The organism is Stenotrophomonas sp. C3(2023), from assembly GCF_032911385.1.
GTDB lineage: Bacteria > Pseudomonadota > Gammaproteobacteria > Xanthomonadales > Xanthomonadaceae > Stenotrophomonas.
Map to the genome: position 1 here is coordinate 1,568,018 of NZ_JAWJLO010000001.1, position 20,249 is coordinate 1,588,266.

Below are 20,249 nucleotides of genomic sequence, written 5' to 3' on the forward strand. Positions count from 1 at the left end.
TGGCGTAATGGAGGCGACCGCGCGAGCCGTTGACTATGAGAGCAGTCTGGCCGTGCTGATCCGACGCAGCGAGCAGCGCGCATGGCGGGTCGCCACGATCTCGCTGCTGGTCACCATGGTGCTGGCGGCAGGCTACTGGTGGGTCATGCCGTTGAAGGAAACGCAGCCCTATCTGGTGATGGCCGACGCCTACACCGGGCAGGCCAGCCTGGCCCGGCTGCAGCAGCCGACGGTGGACGCCAGCGAGGTGCTGGACCGCGCCAACGTGGCGACCTTCATCCGTGCGCGCGAATCCTATGACTGGACCCAGGTGGGTGCACGCGATTGGTCCACGGTGTTCACCATGGCCGAAGACGAAGTCACCGCCGAGTACCGTAGCCTGTACCGCTCGGATAATCCCAAAGGTCCGTTGGCGGTCTACGGCAGGAGCCAGGCGCTGCGCATACGCATTCTGAGCATCCAGCTGTTCGGGCAGCAGAGCGGTGCTGAAAACCGAGGCGCAAGCATCCGCTTCCAGCGCCGGGTATTTGACAAGCTCGGCGGCGTCGGTCGCTTTCTCGACAACCGTATTGCCACCCTGGAATACACCTACAAACCGCAGCTGGCGATGGGCGAGGAGGACCGCCTGCTCAACCCTCTCGGGTTCCGGGTGACGGCGTATCGGGTCGATACGGATCATGCCCAGACCCCGCCGCTTGAGGAAGCCGAGCTGTCCGCGGTGATGCCGGGCGCCGCGCCTGCACCGCCGCAGCACGATGGTGGCCTGCCGGCTGCTGAAGGAGGTGGGTGATGTGCCGCTGCAGACATGTCGTGCCGGTCCTGCTGGTCCCGCTGCTGCTGGCCGCCAGCGCAGCGCCCGCGCCGAGCGTTCTTGCCGAATATGAGTATGCCCCCGACCGCATCTATCCGATCCGCACCGCGCTGGGGATCACGACCCAGATCACGCTCGACCCGCAGGAAACGGTGCAGGACTTCAGCACCGGCTTCAGCAGCGGCTGGGAACTGAGCCGGCGCGAGAGCGTGTTCTACATCAAGCCCAAGGATGTCGACGTGGATACCAACCTGATGATCCGCACCGACCGCCGCGCCTACATCTTCGAGCTCAAGGTGGTCGCCACGGACTGGAAGACCCTGGCGCAGGCACGCAAGGCCGGCGTGCAGTACCGGGTCGGCTTCCGATATCCGGCTGACGGGACGTCGCCTCGCGCGCCCCGCACCCGGCGGACGGATCAGCAGAGCGTGGCACTGTTGAAGGATCGCGCCTACCACTTCGACTACGACATGAAGGCCAGTAGTGCGCAACGCTGGCTGTTGCCGGACAAGGTCTATGACGATGGTCGCTTCACTTACGTGCGGCTCAAGCGCCCGGCATCGGCGCACGCTGCGACCATCCCGGCGGTGTTCACGCGCGGGTCCGAGCGTGGCGAAGACGCGGTGGTCAACAGCAGCGTGGAGGGCGACACCCTCATCGTGCACGGCATCCACCCCTATCTGATTTTGCGTCACGGGCAATCGGTCGTTTCCCTGCGCAGGAACATGCCACGATGAACCCCTCAGCCTTGCCGCCGGGCGGCGGACCGGACAACGCATCGAACTTCTACGCGGCCCAGCATGAGGAGGCAGTGGCGCAGGCGCAGGCGTGTCTCGACGCGTCGGCGCCGAGGCTGCAATCGATGGGTGCCGCACGTCTGAACCGCAGGGCGTTGGTTTTCATGCTGGGGATGGTGGGGCTGCTGCTGGCGGTGATCTACCTGGCGCTGCGCGGCAACGGCAGCGGAGAAAGCGGTGCGCCGACCGGGCCCGAAGAGCGGGTGGAGGTGCCAGACGCACCGACACGCATTCCCGAGCCGGCAGCGGCTGCTGGATCCCGCATGGCTGCCGAGCCGGCGGTGCAGCGTACGACGCCGGCAGATGTACTGCCGGTCCCGGTACCCATGCCGCAGCCGCCGCTTCCAGCGGACATCGAAACGCTTCTGGCCACGCGCGGTGCCGGCAGCCTTGTCCAGCGCAGGCGTGGACAGGCGCTGGACGAGGCGGATGTGTCAGCCGTACCCGCCGTGGAGGGCGGCGAACGCCTGGCGGGGCTGTCGGCGGCGGGCAGGCCGTCTCCGGTACGCGCGGCGACCGTGCTGGACAACGCGGCGTACCGGCTGTTGCGCGGCACCTACATCCGCTGCGTGCTGGAGACGCGGATCACCACTGACCTTGAGGGATTCACCGCCTGCGTGGTGTCCGAGCCGGTGTACTCGTTCAACGGGCGGCGTCTGCTGCTGCCTGCTGGTTCCAGAGTGCTGGGGCAGTACGGTAGTGGAGCGGTGCGCGGCAAGCGGGTCGCCGTGGTATGGGACCGCATCATCACGCCTGCCGGTATCGACATCCCACTGTCGAGCCCTGGTATCGACACACTCGGCAGCGCCGGTCATCCGGGACGGCACTCGGCGCACTGGGCGCAGCGGATATCCTCGGCGCTGCTGATCAGCCTGCTCAGCGATGCCTTCAAGTACTACGGCGAGAAGGACGGGCCCGCGTCGTCAACGTCCTATCCAGCGGCAGGCGCGGTGGTCCAGTCGCCGTACCAGAGCAATACCGCCCGTACGCTGCAGGGGCTTGCGGGCCAGGCGGTGCGCGAGAGTGCCAACCGTCCAGCGACGGTGACGCTCGCCCAGGGCAGTCTGATCAACATCCTCGTCGCGCAGGACGTGGATTTCAGCACGGTGCTGCGGCCATGAGCAGCCTGCACTGCATCCGCGATGCGACCGCCGCCTGGTCGTGTGGCGGCAACGATTTTCTGGCGTATCAGTACGCGCTGCTGGGCATCAGTGAGCTGCTGGAGCGGCAGGATGTGACCGAGATCTGCATCAACCGCGCCGGCGAACTGCATATGGAGACCTGTCAGGGCTGGGCGCGGGTGGAGGTCCCCTCGCTGACCCACGCGCGTGCCCTGCAGTTCTGCACGGCCGTGGTCAACGAAAGTGGCACCGGACAATGCATCACCGATGCGGCCCCGATGGTGTCGCTGACGTTCCCCACCGGCCAGCGAGCCCAGCTGGTGGTGCCGCCTGCCTGTGCGGCCGGTACGGTGTCCATCACACTTCGTCTGCCGGCACACACCCGTCGGACCCTGCAGCAGTACGAGCACGATGGCTTCTTCGCTGATCTGGGTGCGGACTGTGCGCAGGCCAGCCGGGAAGATGAGGAGCTTGAAGCGCTGCTGGCGGCGGGTCAGCATGCCCGCTTCTTCCGCCAGGCTGTGCGGCTGCGCAGGAACATCGTGGTGTCCGGCGCAACCGGCAGCGGAAAGACGAGCTTCATGAAGTCGCTCATCGACCATATACCCGACAGCGAGCGCCTGATCACGATCGAGGATGCGCGCGAGCTGTTCCTGACCCAGCCCAATGTGGTGCACCTGCTGTATTCAAAAGGCGGGCAGGGCAGCAGCCCGGTAACCGCGCGCGCCTGCCTGGAGGCCTGCCTGCGGATGAAGCCGGACCGGATTCTGCTTGCTGAGCTGCGCGGTGATGAGGCGTTCTACTTCATACGCAACTGTGCGTCCGGCCACCCGGGGTCGATCACCAGCTGCCACGCAGGCAGCGTGTCACAGACCTGGGATCAGCTGGCGCTGATGGTCAAAGCGTCTCCCGAAGGCGCCGGGCTGGAGTTCCAGACGATCAGGCGCCTGTTGCAGCTCACCATCGACATCGTCGTGCACATCCAGGCACACGCCGGCAGGCGCCGGATTACGGGTATCGCCTTCAATACGTCGAACAGGACCAACACATGAGCCGGAGAGAGCGATGCTTGACCTGAGCAGCTGCCAGGCGCTGGACGTACCGGCCGAGATGATGCAGCACGTCGTCAAGGTTGAATCCGCCTTCAATCCCTATGCCATCGGGGTGGTCGGCGGCCACCTGCAGAGGCAGCCACGCTCTTTGCCCGAAGCCGTGGCGACGGCCCGTCAACTGCAGTCCGACGGCCGCAATTTCTCTGTCGGGCTGGCGCAGGTCAACCGGCACAATTTTGCCCGGCTGGGGCTGGCCACGCTCGAGCAGGCGTTCCAGGTCTGTCCCAACGTGCAGGCCGGCGCGCGTGTGCTGGCGCAGTGCCATCGGCGCTACGGGGATTGGGGCAGGGCGCTGAGCTGCTACTACTCGGGCAATGCGGTCACCGGTTTCCGGCATGGCTATGTGCAGAAAGTAGTTGCTTCGCTGGGCAGCGCCGCGCCCATCGGCATGGCACTGCACGGTGCAGGCGCCGCCGGCCGGGCCCACCCGCAAAGGCGGGAGGTGCCGGTTCGCGGTGCGCTGGTCCGGCGTCGCTTAAGGCCTGATGCAGGGCAGCCGCCCGCAGGAGGTGATGCCGCCTTCGTGTTCTAGCCGTGCACGGTTCTCGTGCACCCACGTTCTGGAGATCAACCATGACACCGTCCGCCCTTCGCGCAACACGACGCCCTGTCTCCAACCTGGCGGTACCGCTGGCAGCTGCGTGGCTGTCGCTGCTGCCGACGCTGGCCTGGGCCGACAGCTACGGCAAGACCGACCGGAAACTGTGCGGCTTCCTCAACAACATCACCGGGTTGCTTGACCTGGGTTCGATGGCCGTGGTCACCATCGCGATCGTGTTCGCCGGCTACCAGATCGCCTTCAACCACAAACGCATCACCGAGGTGGCCTCGATCCTGGTCGGCGGCCTGTTCACGGGTGCGGCCGCGCAGATCGCCAAGATGGTGGTTGGCGGCGAGGGCAAGGGCTGTGAGGGGCTCGGCGCACTGATCCAGGGTTGGGCGAGTTATGCAGCGTGATGCGATGTTCCGCGGCTGCACGCGACCGCCGATGTTTCTGGGGGTGCCGTATGTACCGTTCTTCCTCGGTGCCGGCAGTGTGTTGCTGCTGGCCATGTACATCAATCTGTTCGTGCTGGCCGCGCTGCCGATGGTGATCTTCGTGATGCGGGCGATGGCGAGCCGCGACGACATGATCTTCCGCCTGCTGTGGTTGCACCTGCTGCTGCGCCAGCAGCGGTGCGGTCCGGCGACGCAGCAGGGATCATATCGACTGGTGCCGACAGCGCCTCGCCATCCTTGCCGCGAAGGCCGATGTCGTTAAGCCGCAGCGTGGTTGTCCTGGCCCTTGTCCGTCACGCCTGCACTGGTAGAGTGCCATGTTCGATCCAGATTCGCCCGCCCGGCGTTACATCCCGATTTCGACCCATGTCAGCCCCACGGTGCTCAAGACGACCGGGGGAGACCTTGCAGTGGTATGGCGGCTGCAGGGGCTGCCGTTTGTGGGTCGCGATGATGCCGATCTGTCGCGTCGGCACAACAGCTTCAACCATCTGCTGCAGACCTTGCGTGCACCGGACTTCGTCAATGTCGCGTTCTGGCTCCACGACATCCGCAGTCAGTGCCAGCTTCGTGACGAGAGCAGCTTCGCCCATGCATTCAACCAGCAGCTCTGCGATGACTATTTCGGCGCCTTGAGCCGCCGCCGTCTGCTCGCCAACCAGCTCTACCTGACCTTGCTGTATCGGCCGCGGCCAGGTCGGGCCCGGCTGCATGAACGCGCCACCGACACCGCGCAGCTGCAGCGCGAGCAGGACGAGGCGCTGGCCTGCGTGGCCGAGCTTGCAACGAACCTGGAGGCGGCGCTGGTGGAGTATGCGCCCCTGCGGCTGGGCATGTATGAAGCGGAAAATGGACAGGTGTTTTCCGAAGCGTTGGAGCTTTTTGGCTACATCCATAACCGCGTGCAGGAGCCGGTGCCGGTCCTCGCCGCACCCGTTCCCAGCTATCTGCCGGTGAGCAGTCACCTCTTCAGCAGCCAGACCGGCAATTTTGTGGTGACCACGCCGGCCGGGCGCAATCACTACGGCGCGATTCTGAATCTCAAGGAGTATCCCGAAACCACCCATCCTGGCGTTCTCAACGGCTTGAAGTTTCTTGACATGGAGTATGTGATCACCCATTCCTTCAGCCCGGTAGGTCGGCAGGAGGCGCTGCGGCGCCTGGACCGTACCCGGGGCATGATGATCTCGTCAGGCGACCGTGCGGTGAGCCAGATCGTCCAGCTCGACCAGGCCATGGATCAGCTGGCGTCTGGCCATTTCGTCCTGGGTGAGTATCACTTCTCGATGGCCGTGTACGCCGACGACCAGCCGCAGCTGGCCCGGCACGTAGCGCTGGCCCGGGCGGAACTCTCCAACGCAGGCTTTGTCTCGGTCAAGGAGGACATGGCCGTTGTGGCAGCATTCCACGCGCAGCTGCCGGGCAACTGGATCTACCGCACGCGGCTGCCGCAGGTCAGTTCCCTGAACTTCCTCGGCCTGTCACCGCTGCACAATTTCCCCTCGGGCAAGGCCTGCGGCAATCCGTGGGGGCCGAGCATCACCTGCCTGCAGGCCAGCAACGGGCAACCCTATTACTTCAACTTTCACGCCACCCAACCCGGGGAAGATGCGACCGGCGAGAAGGCCATCGGCAACACCCTGGTGATCGGCAAATCGGGTACGGGCAAGACGGCGCTGATCAACTTCCTGCTCAGCCAATCGCAACGGCTGGATCCGGAACCGACCATCTTTTTCTTTGACAAAGATCGTGGCGCGGAGATCTTCGTGCGCGCCTGCGGTGGCAGCTATCTGGCACTGGAGCCGGGACTGCCCACCGGCTTCAATCCACTGCAGTGCGCGCCCACCACGGAGAACGCGCAGTTCCTCGTCGGCCTGTTGAAGATACTCGCGGGCAAAGCCACCTATACGGCGCGCGAAGAGCAGGAGCTGAGCCGTGCGGTGGTTGCCGTGCTCGATGCTCCGGCGGGGCTGCGTTCGCTGCGCAACCTGCAGTCGAGCCTGCCCAACCATGGCGATGATGGGCTGCATGCAAGGTTGTGGCGCTGGACTGCGGGCCAGCCGCTGGGCTGGGTATTTGATTGCGGCGATGATCGGATCGACCTGGGCAGCGCCAACATCATCGGGTTCGACTACACCGGGGTGATCGACGATGCCGAGGTCCGGGTTCCCGTGGTGGCCTACCTGATCCGTCGTCTGGAGGAACTGATGGACGGTCGTCGCCTGATCTACGTCATGGACGAGTTCTGGAAGATCCTTGACGGCGATGGAGGTCTGAAAGCCTTCGCACGCAACAAGCAGAAGACCATCCGCAAGCAGAACGGACTTGGCATTTTCGCCACGCAGAGTCCCGAGGATGCATTGGGCAGCGACATCGCGGCCGCGCTGATCGAGCAGACCGCGACTCTGGTACTGCTGCCCAATCCCAATGCAGCCCGCGAGGATTACGTCGATGGACTCAAGCTGACCGAAGCAGAGTTCGCCGTAGTCCGCGACCTTGACGAACGCTCGCGCAGTTTCCTGGTCAAGCAGGGACACGACTCGACCGTATGCCAGTTGAATCTGCGCGGGATGGACGACGCGCTCGCGGTGATCTCCGCCTCCACCGACAATGTCCGCATGCTGCACCAGGTGCTGGACGCTGTGGCGCAGGAGCGCGGATGCAGCCGCGAAGCGCTGCGGCCGGAAGATTGGCTGCAGCGGTTCCAGGCAGTGCGTGCAGGCCGTCGCCGCGATGTCGTTACAGGCGGCGAGGAGGATGCCGCATGAGGACGCACTGGTCTGTGGTGCTGATAGGCGGCCTGCTGTCGTGGCCTTGGTGTGTGCACGCCGACTGGCGCGTCCATGACGAGCGTGCCCGCAAGGTTTTGGAGGAGCTCAAGCGCCAGCAATCGCCGGGTGTGGCCAGCGGTCGCCGCTCGACAGAGGCTGGCCGGGACACGCCGGCCGGCCCGGAACTGGCGCTTGATGATCAGGAACCGGTGAAGGAGCTTGATCTGGATGCGAGCGCACTGCGCTGCCCGCCACCGCGAAGGCAGGGCGGCGGCAAGGCGGCAGCCAAGGCACAGCAACAGCAGTGGCAGCTGTGCCGCGACATCGTTGCCACCGAGCTGGCGCAATACAGGTATGCGTTGGCCATGCGCGCGGTGGCGCTGGCGCGGCAGGATCGGCTGCGCGCGCTTGAAGACGAGCGCGCGACGTTGACCGCAGTAACCGACACCGGCCGACTGCACAGCAACAGCAATGCGCTGCTGGCGCTGCAGGTACGGCTGGTGGTTGACGCGCAGCAGTATCGCACCTACATGGACGCGTACGCAGCACGGCTGGTGCACCTGCGCGCACTGCAACAGGCCGTCGCGCAGCGGGCTGTCAACGGGCGCAGTGATCCGGGAGCCGAAGTAATACGGGGTGGACTGTCGCTGGCCACGCTCGAACTGGCCCTCAGAGCCGCCAGGACGCCACGCAGGCAGGACGCGCCAAGGCGCTGAGGCGACGCGCCGAGCTCATCCGGGGACACGGGGAGGTAACAAGGTGAACAGAGTGCTTTCCATGCTGCCAGGCGGTCCCCTCGTCCAATGGGAGGGCGTGGCCCAGTACGTATTCTTCGACCGGATCTTCGCCTTCATCGATCACGAGATCCAGGCATTCCAGCATAACGTACTGCAGCAGATGCTGGTGTGGGTGAGCAGTGTGGCGCTGGTGCTGGGCACCGCTTGGATCATGTGGCAGGGCGTCCGCATCCTCAGCGGCCAGGCGCGCAACGTCACGGAGCTCATGGTGGAAAGTGGGCGCGTTGCGGTCATCACCACAGCGGCGCTGACGATGTCGCTGGGCGGGTCGAGCATCTATGGGCTGCTTGCGGGGACCTTGCCTGCAGAGATCACCCGCATGATGACCGGCCGCGACGGCAGCGCCGCCAGCCAGATCGATCGCCAGATGCGCACCATGGAGGCGGTGATGGTGGCCTTCGATGCGCTGGAGATGCAGGCCAACGGCGACCTCGCGCTGAAGACCGACACCGACCGGGCACAATGGATGGCCGGCGTCGGCGTGGCCGGGCCGGCGCTGGTCGGCGGCGCGCTGCAGGTGACCTACAAGATGGCGCTTGCGCTGTTCGTGGCGTTCGCACCGCTGTTTATTCTGTGCCTGATGTTCCGCTCCACCCAGCAGTTGTTCCACAAGTGGCTGCTGTACGGCCTGGGCACCCTGTTTTCGTTCGCGCTGATGGCGTTCATGGCGGTGATGGTGGCCAAGATCGTCGTCGCCGTGGCCGCGATGTGCATCGTGCAGTACGTGGCGGCGGCGGCGCTGCAGGTGCAGCCGATGAGCGTCTCCAGCACGGCAATGCTGCAGGGCGGGATCGGCCTGCTGCTGACCTTGTCGCTGGTTACCGTCCCGCCGATGGCGGCGTACTTCTTCCAGGGCACCTTGGGCAGCTATATGCCGTACTCCTACTTTGGCGGGCGACCCGGTGCACTGGCAGCGGGCGAGCGGCCCGGCGAGGCCGGCTATCGAGGGCGCAGCGCAGACGCGTCGGCGGCAGGGGACCAGCCCGCCGCCCGTTACAGCTACGGGGCGATGGCCGGCGCGATGGACGGATGGGGCACACAGGCTGATGTGATCAAGCGCTCGGGACGTGCCGCATGAGGCTGAGCTGGCTGCTGCTGCTTGCCGTGCAGGCGGCGGATACCTATGAAACCCTTCCGTATCGGCAGAACGACCCGTTTGTGTTCTGCACGCAGGGCCATGCGCAGCAGCGGGCCAGGATGTGCTGGCAGCCGCTGCCGCCGTTCACCGGGCAGTGGGCGCCGACCGGGGTCTGCCGACCCGAGAATACCTATGGGCGGCCATGGACGGCACGCGACCGGCACGCCTTGCAGCTCTACCTGCGGGTGTGCCCCGGCGCAGGCCAGAGCGGTCGATGGCAGGGCCATGGCCGGCCCGAGCAGACGCCGTACCGGCACTGAGGCCGGTGGCGACCGACGCCCGCGACTGGCATCGGTTGCCGCACACGGCCGGCCAGGGTCCATCTTCAGTGGACGGCAGCGGCGCAGGTGCCGCCCACGCTGGCGCCGAAAACACGGATAATGACGCGATGACTGTTGCGCACGCTCCCCCGCCGACCGACCTGCCGCAGGAGAACGAGGCGTTTCTGCGCACCCAGTTGATCACCTACATCGGTAACAAGCGGGCGCTGCTGCCGTTCATCGAGGCCGGAATCAACCAGGCCAAGCGGCAGCTGGGCAAGGACAAGATCGACTTCCTGGACCTGTTCTCCGGCTCCGGGGTCGTGGCGCGGCTGGCGCGCCGCCATGCTGCTGCGCTGCATTGCAATGATCTTGAACGTTACAGCCGGGTGGCCAATGCCTGCCATCAGGCCAATGCCAGCGAGGTCGACGCGGCGGCGCTGGCGGCCGAGCTGGAGCGGGTGCGCGTGCAGGTGCAGCGTCACCTGGCACCGGGCTTCATCGCTGAACTGTACGCCCCCCGCGATGATGCCAACATCCAGCGCGGCGAGCGGGTGTTCTACACCCGGCGGAATGCGGTATTTCTGGATACCTTCTGCCAGGTGCTGGCCGAGACACCCGCCGAACTGCGCGATTTCCTGCTTTCTCCGGTGCTGGCGCAGGCGTCAATGCACGCCAACACCTCCGGCGTCTTCAAGGGGTTCTACAAGAACAGCAACGGCGTAGGGCAGTTCGGCGGCACAGGTCGCAACGCACTGGCGCGCATCCTGCGCGACATCGAGGTGCAGGCACCGGTGTTCAGCCGCTTCAACTGCCAGCTGCACCTGCACAGCAGTGATGCCAATGCGCTGGTGCGCCAGCTGCCGCCGGTGGACGTGGCCTACTTCGACCCGCCTTACAATCAGCATCCTTACGGGTCGAACTATTTCATGCTCAATCTGCTGTGTGATTATCGCAGGCCTGAGCAGATCAGCGCGGTGTCCGGCATTCCGGTGGACTGGAACCGCTCGGACTACAACAAGGCGCGGCTGGCCGAGGCGGCGCTGTTCGATGCGGTCGAGCAGGTGGATGCGCGTTTCGTGCTTGTGTCCTACAACTCGGAAGGATTCATCAGCCACGAGCGCTTCCTCAGCGAGCTGGAAAGCGTGGGCAGGGTGAGCGTGATGGACACGCGCTACAACACGTTCCGCGGCAGCCGGAACCTGTCCGGTCGCGATATCCACGTGACCGAATTCCTGTATCTGGTCGACAAGAGGTAACCCAGCAGATGGCGGACAAGGATGGACTGCGCATTGCGCGCGACGGGCAGGTGATCAACCGCACCTCCTTCCGGCAGGAAAAGGCGCTGGACCGGGCGGTGCTGGCGATCGCGGCCGAGCTGCGGCTGCACTTCCCGGGTATCAGGCTTTCGCATGTGCGCGAATGGAAGGTGGCCGATGTGGTGGCTGCGCTGCGTCACACCCATCCCGGCGTCGACTTCCAGTGTTTCTTCGGCTCATCCAGCATCCGCCCGGATGGCGGCATTCTCTCGCTGGTACGCGACGACGGCCAGCACCTGCCGATTCTGATCGCGGAGAAGAAGAACCAGGGCACCAATGACCTGCGTGCGCTGGAAGGCAAGGGCAAGCAGGCACGCGGCAATGCCATCGAGCGGCTTGGCAAGAACGTCATCGGTTTCCGTGCGGCACTGTCCCACGAAGCGATCTTTCCCTTCGTCTGTTTCGGCGACGGCTGTGATTTTGCTGATGACTCGACCATTCTGGACCGGGTGGTGACCATCGCCCAGTTCGGTGCGCTGAACACCGAGCATCTGTTCCGCCAGGGCGCGCGGGGTGAGTTCCAGCGCGGTACGTTCCATTTCCGCGTCGCCGAGTGGACCGAGTCGGAAATGACCCGGTTGGGACTGTCGATCGCCTGGCAGAGCGTGGCGCATTACCTTGACCGGTATGGCGCCAGCCGCTTCCTGTAATGGTGCCGGGCAGGCGCCACCTCGCCCGTGGTAGACGGCACGGTATACGCTGGCCCCCGCGCTGGCCGGCGTGAAGATTCCCTTCTCCGCCGCGGCGGAACCGGGCGCCTGAAACCGTTCGTCACCTCCCGCCCGTGCCAGGTTCATGCAACTCTGTCATCCCGGATGCATGCAATCGTTGCGTTGTCGACCGTTGCGCAGGAGTGTTCTGTCCATGCCCAAGCTTGTTTCCATGATGCTCGCGCTGGTGGCGAGTCTGGTCATCGGTCACGCCCTGTCGAGCTGGCTGGTCCTGCCGCCGGCGCTGCTGATCCTGGCAGGCTGGGTGGGCTGGCGACGCGCGCGCCGACAGACACTGCATGGTGCTGCGCGCTTTGCCACAGGCAGTGAGCTGGCGCGCCACGGGTTGTTCAAAAAGACCAGCGACAGCCTGGTGGTGGGCAGGCACCGCGGCAGACTGCTGCGGCTTTCCGGCCAGCAATTCGCCATCCTGGCCGCGCCCACGCGCTCGGGCAAGGGCGTGGGCGTGGTGATTCCCAACCTGCTCGAGTATGACCAGTCCATGGTGGTGCTGGACATCAAACAGGAGAACTTCGATCTGACCAGTGGCTGGCGTGCCAGCCAGGGTCAGGAGGTCTACCTGTTCAACCCCTTTGCCGAGGACCGACGTACCCATCGCTGGAATCCGCTGCGCTACGTGTCTGATGACCCGTCATTCCGCATCTCGGACCTGTTGAGCATTTCGGCGATGCTGTATCCCGACCGCGGCGACGACCAGACGTTCTGGGTCAGCCAGTCGCGCACCGCTTTTCTCGCCATCACGCTGTACCTGTTTGAAGCCCGCGATGATGCGAACCGCCTCGGCTTCCCGCGCGAGAGGGATGCGCCCACACTGGGCGAGGCCTACCGGCTGGCCTGTGGTAACGGCACTGATCTGCGGGTGTTTCTCAGAAAGCTGGCCTCGCGTCCTTTTGTCGACAGCGATTGCCGGGCGGCCTTCAACAGACTGCTTTCGCAGTCCGCCAACACCTTCGCTTCAATCATGGGCATGCTCAAGGAGCCTTTGAACGCGTGGATCAACCCCGTGCTCGATGCGGCCACCAGCGATGACGACTTCCTGCTGACTGATCTGCGCAGGAAGAAAATGACGATCTACGTCGGCATCCAGCCGGACAAGCTGGCCGAAAGCCGGGTGGTCATCAATCTGTTCTTCAGCCAGCTGATCAACCTCAATACACGGCAGCAGCCGTGCTCGAACCCGGAGCTGAAGCATCAGGTGCTGCTGTTGATGGACGAGTTCACGTCCATTGGCAGAAGTGAAACCATTGCCAATGCGGTCTCCTGCATGGCCGATTACAACGTACGCCTGCTGCCGATCATCCAGAGCATGGCGCAGCTGGACGCAACCTATGGAAAGGAGGTGTCGCGCACCATTCTCACCAATTGCGCGCTGCAGATCCTCTACGCGCCGCAAGAGCAGCAGGATGCCGACGATTACGCGGAGATGCTCGGTTACACGACCATGCGTCGCAGGGAGCTCACCCGGGGTCGTAACCGCACCCACAGCTGCAGTGACGAGCGCCGTGCGCTGATGCTGTCCCAGGAACTGAAGGCGATGGGCACCGACACCGAGCTGTTCCTTTATGAAGGTATCCCGTTCCCGGTGAAGTGCAGAAAGATCCGCTACTACAAGGATCGTTACTTCACCTCGCGTCTGCTGGAAAGGGTCGACGTGCCAGCGCTGGACATCAGCGTGGAAGACGCGCGGCCAGCCTGAAGGGCTGCCGCCATCGCCGGGCGTGCGCACGCGATCGCGCCGCTTCGCCTGCACCTTGTAGTGCCGAACGATGGGCACCCCGTCTCCCTTGGTGACGCCCGGCGCGCCCGCCCTGCATCGCAGCTTTTCCCACGGCCCACGGCCGACCTCGTGGCTGGCTCTCCGCTGTCGGCACGCGCATCGACGCAAGGGCCAGCGCTCCAGGCCTACGGCCCGACCTCCATGTCTGTCGCAGACAGCACGTCCGCGAAAATGCGGCGTGGGTCTGGCATTGCCGTTAGCACGCGGGATTCGGCACTACCTATAGGTTTTCTTCCTTCGATCAGAACCCTCGCTTAGTGGTGCGGACTTTTCCTACAAGACTATAAGAATAGTTGTATGGCGCTGCGAGTTTTAATCCCGGAACTGATTAATTGACGCGTTCGGCCATTAAGGGCGCGTAATCCGTGTGGCAATCTTCGCCGCGTTGGCAACACGCTTCATCTGCCGCGCTGCACGCACGGCTGCTGTCAATCGTGATTTCCACTTCGAGAAAACATACGCGGCGAGCAAGCGTCTGTACGCAGACGCCGCCTGCTCGGACGTCGTGTGTCCTTCAACCGTCGCTACAGCCCGAAAAGACCCGTCGACCGACTGCCAATGAAGATCGCTTTTCGTAGTCCGCTGATTTGCCTGAGCGCGCTGGCACTTGCCGGCTGTGCCTCACATGCACCTGATTTCTCCGGGCGCTGGAAGCCGCTGAACCGGCTGCCCAGCTCCACCACATCCATTCCGCTTCATCAGGATTACGTCTACCAGGTTTCGCCGATGGATGGCACGCTGAAGAGCCTGCTGGAGCGCTGGGCACGCGATACCGGCCTGTCATTGGACTACGGGCTGGACCGCGACTACAGCCTGGTCAGCGCGCTTACCGGGATAAACACCACCGCGCGCGCCGCCGCGCTTGACGAGCTGGGTCGTGTCTATGAAGCGCACGGCGTCCGCATCACCACCGAAGGTCAGCATCTGCGTGTGCGCAGCGCGACGCAGACCGCTGCGCCCTGACCGCCAACGACGCGCTCGGCGTCATGAGATTCCCATACCGGTAGATCGATGTTCAGAAGGAAAGATCCCTCCCGCAAGGGCCAGGTCGAGCAGGCCGTGGCCAAAGCGGTCAGCTACGAAATTACCGTGGTTGACCTGGCGCGCCGCAGCGAGCGCCGCGCGTGGCAGGTCGCCGGCGCGGCGCTGGTGATGTCGCTCGCGCTTGCCGGAGGCTACTACTACGTGCTGCCATTGAAAGAGAAAGTGCCGTTCCTGGTGATGGCCGATGCCTACACCGGCACGGCCACCGTTGCCAGGCTGAGCGGAACCCTGGGCATGGCGCGCGTTGGCCGCAATGAAGCGGTCAACCGCAGCAACGTAGCCCAGTACGTGCTTGCCCGCGAATCCTACGATGCTGCGGTGATGGGGCTGCGCGACTGGAACCTGGTGTTCACCATGTCCTCCAGTGCCGTGGCCGCCACTCACCGCCAGCGCTACGCAGCTACCAACCCGAACAATCCGATTGCCGTTTACGGCAAGGAGCGCGCGATACGTGTGCGCATTCTGAGCCTGACCCCGCTGGGCGTCGGTGCGGATGGAAGCTTCAAGGGCGCTTCGGTACGCATCCAGCGCACGCTGCTGGACAAGCGCACCGGCGTACAGCGTTTCCTGGACAACCAGATCGTCACGCTCCGTTTCGTCTACCGGGGTGACCTGGCGCTCAGCGAGCAGGATCGCATTCTCAATCCCCTGGGTTTCCAGGTGACCGAGTACCGCGTCGATACCGATTACGCGCGCGGCGTTCCGGCTGACGGACAGGCGCCTGCAGGCGATGGCCAGGAGACTGCGGATGAGCTCATGCCGCCTGCAGGCACTGGCAGCGAAGACGCCGCAGGCATCGCGCAGCCCGCTGATCTGGCGCCCACCGATCCGACATCGGCCATTGGCCCCACGGTAAACCCATGACTCACATGACTCCCGCACTTTGCATTGCCGCAGCGCTTGCGCTGTCGCCCGCCGCGCCGCTGCGCGCGGCTACGCCGGTCTCCACCGCGTCCACCAGCGCTTCAGCGGTGGTGGACCGCTACCAGTACCAGGACGACGCCTTGTATACGGTGCGCACGGGACTGGGGCTGACCACGCAGATCGAGCTCAGCCCGGATGAGGACATCCTGGACTACAGCACCGGCTTCAGCAGCGGCTGGGACCTGACCCGCCGCGGCAACGTGTTCTATCTGAAGCCGAAGAACGTCGACGTGGACACCAACATGATGGTGCGCACGCAGACCCATTCCTATGTGTTCGACCTCAAGGTAGTGGCCACCGACTGGCGCCGTACCGAGGACGCGCGACGCGCGGGTGTGCAGTACCGCATCGTTTTCGATTACCCGCAGGACGTGCAGTTCAGGCCGGCCCAGGAGGCAGTGGAAAAAGAGGCGGTGCCACTGTTGAGCACGACCCTGGCCAAGGACCGTGTCTACAACTTCGATTACGCCTATTCCGCCGGCCGTGCGCACAGGCTGAAGTGGCTGGTCCCACTGAATGTATGGGACGACGGACGCTTCACCTACATCCGCCTGCCCAGCTCCGCAGAGACCCGCACTGGCAGTTTCCCGGCAGTGTTCGCGCGTGACACGCGCCAGGGCGAGGACTTCGTGGTGAACACCACCGTCGAGGGCACCACGCTCATCGTCCATGGCACCTATCCCTATCTGGTCATCCGCCACGGCAAGTCCGTGGTCGGTCTGCGCAGGAACATCCATAAATGAGCAACCACGATCAGCATGAAGACCAGGCACCGCAGCGTGCAGAGGATGCGTCCGTAACCGCTACCCCTTACAAGCAGCATGTGGACGCCGCGACGCCGCCGGACCTCGACGCGGCGGCGCCCCGTCTGCGCTCGGCCGAAGAGCGCCGGATGAACCGCAAAGCGCTGATGTTCCTTGCTGCGCTTGCCGTACTGATGGTGGGCATGGGCACCTTGATGTGGTCCAAGCTGCGCGGCGACAAACAGGCGCCTGCACCGGTGCGCGAGGTGGCGCGGGTGGCAACGCCAGCGTTGCCGACCGTGGCGCCGACGCTCGAGCCTGAGCAGCCTGCCCAGACGCCGAGCATGGCGGTCCCACTGCCCCTGCTGCCCGCGCCGCCGGTACCGGAGGCGCCGATGCAGCTGGGCCTGCAGGCCGAGGCGCCGGCCCGGGAGCGTGGTCCGTCACTGATGGAACGCCGCATGGCAGGCGGCAATGCCACGTCCGGCGGTGAGGGCGGTGGCCGCCCGGCACAGCAGGCCGGCGCTGCCGCCAACTATGCTGAGATGATGCGCGCGGCCATGGGCGCCTCCGGCATCGCCCAGCAGCCGGAGGCATCGCCGTCGCGTGGTCCCGATGTGGCAGACGTCGCGCAGGTTGGCGCGCTGCGCAACCCGGATACATTGCTGGTGCGCGGCAGCTACCTGCGCTGCGTTCTGGAAACGCGCATCATCACCGATAACCCCGGTTTCACCTCCTGTCTGGTCACCGAACCGGTCTACTCGGTCAATGGCCGCACGATGCTGCTGCCCAAGGGCTCGAAGATTCTGGGCAGGTACGGCGGCGGGCCGAACGGCGAGCGTGTAAGCGTCATCTGGGACCGCATCACCACCCCTAACGGGCTGGATGTGGCCATGTCCAGCCCAGGGATCGACAACCTCGGCGGTGCCGGTCATCCGGGCGACTATTCGGCCCACTGGGCTGGCCGGATCACCAGCGCGCTGATGATCAGCCTGCTTGCCGATGGCTTCAAATATGCCGCAGCCGAGAACGGCCCGGCCAGCAGCAGCATCGGCCTCGGCGGTGTCGTGCACCAGAAACCGTATGAGAGTGCGACCGCGCGCACCATGGAGCGGTTGGCGGTGGATGCACTGAGCAGTCGCCGCCCGCCCACGGTGACCATCAACCAGGGTGAGATCGTCACTGTGTACGTCGCCAAGGACCTCGACTTCTCGGCCGTGCTGCCGTCTGGCCGCGGCTGATCCGGAGCGCCTCATGAGCCTGGAAATGTCGACCCGCACACCGCAGCACGGTGCACCGGCTGCAGGTGTGTCCAGTGAGTTCCTCAAGTACCAGTACCACGTGCTGGGCATTGGCGAGTACCTCGAGACCCACGATGTGACGGAAATCTGCGTCAACCGTCCCGGCGAGATGTACCTGGAGTCCAATGGGCAATGGCGCCGCGTGGAGGTGCCAACGCTCACCTTCGAGCGTGCACGGCAGTTCTGCACCGCCGTGGTGAATGAAAGCAACACCGGGCAGCGCATCACCGATGCCGACCCTGTGGTGTCGCTGACCTTCCCCAGCGGCCAGCGCGCGCAGTTCGTGATTCCGCCGGCCTGCGACCCGGGCAAGGTATCGATCACCATTCGTCTGCCGTCAACCCAGGGCCGCAGCCTGGACCGGTACGAGGCCGATGGCTTTTTCGAGCAGATCCTGGAGCAGGGCGCCACTGTCAGCGAGCACGACAGGCAGCTGCTGGCACTGCGTGAGCAGAAGGCCTATGCCGAGTTCTTCCGGATGGCCGTCCAGTACCGCAAGAACATCGTGGTGGCCGGCGCAACCGGCAGCGGCAAGACCACGTTCATGAAATCACTGGTCGAGCAGATCGCAGACAACGAACGTCTGGTCACCATCGAAGATGCGCGCGAACTGTTCCTGCGCCAGCCGAACGTGGTGCACCTGCTGTACAGCAAGGGCGGGCAGGGAACGGCGAACGTCACTGCCAAAAGCTGCATGGAGGCCTGCCTGCGCATGAAGCCCGACCGCATCATCCTGGCCGAGCTGCGCGGTGACGAAGCCTTCTACTTCATCCGTAACTGCGCCTCCGGGCACCCCGGGTCGATCACCAGCTGCCATGCCGGCAGCACCGAGCAGACGTGGGATCAGCTCGCACTGATGGTGAAGGCGTCCAGCGAAGGGTCCGGGCTTGAGTTCGATGTCATCAAGCGCCTGCTGCGCATGACCATCGACATCGTGGTGCATATCCATGCGCACGGCGGCCGCCGCTACATCTCCGGGATCGACTTCGACCCGATGCGGAGTCTGCGCGGATGAGCACGATGCTGCCGGAAAAGGAGCGCTGCTGATGGTGCCCGGTCTGGAACAACTGGCCTGCCCGGATCTGGCGGTGCCGGCCTCGATCATGCACCACGTCGTGCAGGTGGAGTCGTCGTACAACCCGTATGCGATCGGCGTGGTCGGCGGTCGCCTGGCACGACAGCCACGCACGCTGGACGAGGCCGTGGCCACCGCGCGAATGCTGGAGGACAAAGGCTACAACTTCTCGCTGGGCCTGGCCCAGGTGAACCGGCACAACCTGCGCAGGCAGGGGCTGGATTCCTACGAGGTGGCTTTCGGGCACTGCGCCAATGTGCAGGCTGGCGCGCGGATCCTGGCCGACTGCCATGCGCGTGCGAAAGGTGATTGGGGCAAGGCGTTCAGCTGCTACTACAGCGGCAACTTCAGCACCGGCTTCAAGCACGGCTATGTGCAGAAGGTGTTCGCATCAATGCAGGCTGCTGGCAGGTCCCCGGTAAACCCCATTCCGCTGGCCGATGGGGGCCCGGCTGCGCCAAGGCGAAGCACGGCGCGCAGCGCATCGTCGCTGTTGCAGGCGCGCACTGCGACCGTACAGCGCCCGGCGATCTCCCTTGCCGACGAGCGCAGCCGCAGCGCGCTCACCGGTGGCATCGCCAGGGCAACAACGCCTTTGCACACCGGCGAAGCCCTTGCCGTGACGCCGTCTGCCAACGATGACGCGCCGGTGGTGTTGCAGCCGCATGGCGCGGCGCCCACAGGCACGGCAGGCGCACCACCGCCGATTCCGCCGCCCGCCACACGTGGATCTGATCCACTGGTGGACGCTGCATTTGTCTTCTAGGCCGATCACGGCCGCTTTTCACCCTGCCTCATGTTTTCTGAAAGGAGCAACACCATGAACACCGCCACGCAGAACATCGCCAGCCTGAAATCCATCGCCCGCAGTCTGGGCTACGCCGTTGCGTTCACCACGGCCGTCGCTGTACCAGAGGTCATGGCACAGGAAGGGCTGGCGGACACGTCGGAGAAGGTCTGCGGCTTCTTCAGCCAGATCACCGGATTGCTGGGCATGGCGTCCATCGCGGTGGTCACCATTGCGGTCATGTTTGCCGGCTACCAGATCGCCTTTGCCAACAAGCGCATCTCCGACGTGTCGACCATTCTGATCGGGGGACTGCTCATCGGCGCAGCCGGCCAGATCGCCAGCATGGTACTGGGCGACGGTGCGCAGGAGTGCACGCCGGGCAACACGTTTGCCCTGGTCCAGCAGGCCGTGCAGTTCCACCGTGCGTAAGAACGTGCTCTTCCGCGGCTGTACCCGACCGGCGATGTTCATGGGGGTTCCTTATGTGCCGTTCTTCATGGGTGCAGGGGGCTGCCTGCTGCTGGCGATGTACATCAACCTGCTGCTGCTGGGCCTCATTCCGCCGGTGATCTTCGTGATGCGCCACATGGCCAAGCGTGACGAGATGATCTTCCGGCTGCTCGGGCTGCGGCTGCAGTTCCGGCTGCGGGCCCGCAATGTTCCTCTGCACGACGGCATGTGGGTGTTCAGCCCCAATGCCTACCGCGAGCGCCCGGCACGCCACGGCTGAGCAGGCGCG

At 64.9% G+C, this 20,249-nt stretch carries 20 protein-coding genes and 2 pseudogenes; all 22 read left to right on the top strand.

Annotation, left to right across the window (positions count from 1 at the left end; all coding sequences use genetic code 11):
* Positions 1-7: 7 nt before the first annotated feature.
* The 22 genes and pseudogenes from RZA67_RS06795 to RZA67_RS06900 all read left to right on the top strand — a co-directional run bounded on the left by RZA67_RS06795 (position 8) and on the right by RZA67_RS06900 (position 20,240).
* Positions 8-790, top strand: a complete 783-nt coding sequence (locus tag RZA67_RS06795; protein WP_317211937.1) for a type IV secretion system protein — start codon at positions 8-10, stop codon at positions 788-790.
* Positions 790-1,548, top strand: a complete 759-nt coding sequence (locus RZA67_RS06800) for a TrbG/VirB9 family P-type conjugative transfer protein (RefSeq protein ID WP_317211938.1) — start codon at positions 790-792, stop codon at positions 1,546-1,548. Before RZA67_RS06795 ends, RZA67_RS06800 begins: the two co-directional genes overlap by 1 nt.
* Complete coding sequence (locus RZA67_RS06805) at positions 1,545-2,729, top strand: TrbI/VirB10 family protein (RefSeq protein WP_317211940.1); 1,185 nt, start codon at positions 1,545-1,547, stop codon at positions 2,727-2,729. The genes RZA67_RS06800 and RZA67_RS06805 overlap by 4 nt, the downstream gene beginning before the upstream one ends.
* Complete coding sequence (gene virB11 / locus RZA67_RS06810) at positions 2,726-3,781, top strand: P-type DNA transfer ATPase VirB11 (protein WP_317211941.1); 1,056 nt, start codon at positions 2,726-2,728, stop codon at positions 3,779-3,781. Before RZA67_RS06805 ends, virB11 (RZA67_RS06810) begins: the two co-directional genes overlap by 4 nt.
* A gap of 13 nt (positions 3,782-3,794) precedes the next feature.
* Positions 3,795-4,208: pseudogene (locus RZA67_RS06815) on the top strand (lytic transglycosylase domain-containing protein); the annotation flags it as partial.
* Between the two features lie 206 nt (positions 4,209-4,414).
* The gene (locus RZA67_RS06820; RefSeq protein WP_317211942.1) at positions 4,415-4,798 is read left to right on the top strand and encodes a TrbC/VirB2 family protein; all 384 of its coding nucleotides are present in this window, start codon (positions 4,415-4,417) and stop codon (positions 4,796-4,798) included.
* Positions 4,788-5,102: a VirB3 family type IV secretion system protein gene (locus RZA67_RS06825; protein WP_317211943.1), complete on the top strand. Its 315-nt coding sequence runs from the start codon at positions 4,788-4,790 to the stop codon at positions 5,100-5,102. The genes RZA67_RS06820 and RZA67_RS06825 overlap by 11 nt, the downstream gene beginning before the upstream one ends.
* A 55-nt stretch (positions 5,103-5,157) precedes the next feature.
* Positions 5,158-7,608, top strand: a complete 2,451-nt coding sequence (locus RZA67_RS06830; protein WP_317211944.1) for a VirB4 family type IV secretion/conjugal transfer ATPase — start codon at positions 5,158-5,160, stop codon at positions 7,606-7,608.
* Positions 7,605-8,327 (top strand): hypothetical protein, encoded by a 723-nt coding sequence (locus RZA67_RS06835; protein WP_317211945.1) that lies wholly within the window; start codon positions 7,605-7,607, stop codon positions 8,325-8,327. Before RZA67_RS06830 ends, RZA67_RS06835 begins: the two co-directional genes overlap by 4 nt.
* A gap of 97 nt (positions 8,328-8,424) precedes the next feature.
* A complete protein-coding gene (locus RZA67_RS06840) occupies positions 8,425-9,486 on the top strand; it encodes a type IV secretion system protein (protein ID WP_317211946.1) in 1,062 nt (353 codons plus the stop codon).
* On the top strand, positions 9,483-9,806 hold the full coding sequence (locus tag RZA67_RS06845; RefSeq protein WP_317211947.1) for a hypothetical protein: 324 nt from the start codon (positions 9,483-9,485) through the stop codon (positions 9,804-9,806). Before RZA67_RS06840 ends, RZA67_RS06845 begins: the two co-directional genes overlap by 4 nt.
* Positions 9,807-9,934: 128 nt before the next feature.
* Complete coding sequence (locus tag RZA67_RS06850; RefSeq protein ID WP_317211948.1) at positions 9,935-11,065, top strand: DNA adenine methylase; 1,131 nt, start codon at positions 9,935-9,937, stop codon at positions 11,063-11,065.
* Positions 11,066-11,073: 8 nt separating this feature from the next.
* Complete coding sequence (locus tag RZA67_RS06855; protein ID WP_317211949.1) at positions 11,074-11,775, top strand: EcoRI family type II restriction endonuclease; 702 nt, start codon at positions 11,074-11,076, stop codon at positions 11,773-11,775.
* 337 nt (positions 11,776-12,112) lie between these two features.
* Positions 12,113-13,552, top strand: a pseudogene (locus RZA67_RS06860) (type IV secretory system conjugative DNA transfer family protein); the annotation flags it as partial.
* Positions 13,553-14,191: 639 nt separating this feature from the next.
* Complete coding sequence (locus RZA67_RS06865) at positions 14,192-14,596, top strand: hypothetical protein (RefSeq protein WP_317211950.1); 405 nt, start codon at positions 14,192-14,194, stop codon at positions 14,594-14,596.
* 48 nt (positions 14,597-14,644) lie between these two features.
* The gene (locus RZA67_RS06870; RefSeq protein WP_317211951.1) at positions 14,645-15,541 is read left to right on the top strand and encodes a type IV secretion system protein; all 897 of its coding nucleotides are present in this window, start codon (positions 14,645-14,647) and stop codon (positions 15,539-15,541) included.
* Between the two features lie 5 nt (positions 15,542-15,546).
* The gene (locus RZA67_RS06875; RefSeq protein ID WP_317213929.1) at positions 15,547-16,344 is read left to right on the top strand and encodes a TrbG/VirB9 family P-type conjugative transfer protein; all 798 of its coding nucleotides are present in this window, start codon (positions 15,547-15,549) and stop codon (positions 16,342-16,344) included.
* Positions 16,341-17,585 (top strand): TrbI/VirB10 family protein, encoded by a 1,245-nt coding sequence (locus RZA67_RS06880; RefSeq protein ID WP_317211952.1) that lies wholly within the window; start codon positions 16,341-16,343, stop codon positions 17,583-17,585. The genes RZA67_RS06875 and RZA67_RS06880 overlap by 4 nt, the downstream gene beginning before the upstream one ends.
* 13 nt (positions 17,586-17,598) lie before the next feature.
* Positions 17,599-18,660, top strand: coding sequence for a P-type DNA transfer ATPase VirB11 (virB11, locus tag RZA67_RS06885; RefSeq protein WP_317211953.1), 1,062 nt, complete (start codon positions 17,599-17,601; stop codon positions 18,658-18,660).
* A 31-nt stretch (positions 18,661-18,691) separates the two neighbouring features.
* Complete coding sequence (locus tag RZA67_RS06890; protein ID WP_317211954.1) at positions 18,692-19,486, top strand: lytic transglycosylase domain-containing protein; 795 nt, start codon at positions 18,692-18,694, stop codon at positions 19,484-19,486.
* A 54-nt stretch (positions 19,487-19,540) separates the two neighbouring features.
* Entirely contained in the window at positions 19,541-19,939 is a 399-nt protein-coding gene (locus RZA67_RS06895; protein WP_317211955.1) for a TrbC/VirB2 family protein, read from the top strand.
* Positions 19,932-20,240, top strand: coding sequence for a VirB3 family type IV secretion system protein (locus RZA67_RS06900; protein WP_317211956.1), 309 nt, complete (start codon positions 19,932-19,934; stop codon positions 20,238-20,240). Before RZA67_RS06895 ends, RZA67_RS06900 begins: the two co-directional genes overlap by 8 nt.
* Positions 20,241-20,249 lie beyond the last annotated feature (9 nt).